Source organism: Bradyrhizobium sp. Kon69, assembly GCF_055807515.1.
Genome location: NZ_JBVVOS010000093.1, coordinates 1 through 646, shown reverse-complemented (window position 1 = coordinate 646; position 646 = coordinate 1). Strand labels below are relative to the sequence as shown.

Below are 646 nucleotides of genomic sequence, written 5' to 3'. Positions count from 1 at the left end.
ATTTATCTCATCGGGCCATCGGGTTCGGGCAAGGACAGCCTGCTGGACGCCGCGCGCCCGCGGCTGGCCGAGCGCGGTTGCCGCATTGTGCGCCGGGTCATTACCCGCTCTGCGGAATCGGTGGGCGAAGCGGCGGTGGGCGTGATCCCGGAGCAGTTTGCGGCGATGCAGCCGACGGGATGGCCCTTGGCCTTGAGTCCGCCGGAAAGGTTCACCGGCAGGCGCCAGCCAGCGCGCACCACGCCACTGTCGAGCACACGGTGCCCCTCGCCCTTGGGCGCCAGGCCCATGGCTTCATAGATCAGCAATTCGGCGATGGTGAAGCAATCGTGCACCTCGGCGAAGCTCAGGTCCGCCAGGGTCACATTCGCCCCGCGCAACGCCGAATGAATCGCCCGCTGCGGCCCCTCAAACGCCAGGATGTCGCGCTGGGCGATGGGCAAGGTGTCGTTGACCTGGGTCATCGCACGGATCTGCACATCGCGGCGGAACGCCCGCGCGCGCTTGGGCGAGGCCAACACAATCGTCCAGGCGTTGCTGTAGATGCGGTTGAGGAACTCACGTGCATCCGGGCCCTGGATATCGATCGTGCCGAGGGTGGACGCATCCAGCAGGCCGACGCTGTCGCGCACCGCCAGGCATTCGC

1 protein-coding gene is annotated in these 646 nt (G+C 67.3%); it reads right to left on the bottom strand.

Going from position 1 to position 646, the window contains the following annotated elements; translation table 11 throughout:
- Positions 1 to 2 precede the first annotated feature (2 nt).
- Positions 3 to 646: thiolase C-terminal domain-containing protein (locus AC0L3U_RS38330; protein ID WP_473364952.1), on the bottom strand; the 644-nt coding region annotated here is incomplete at its 5' end.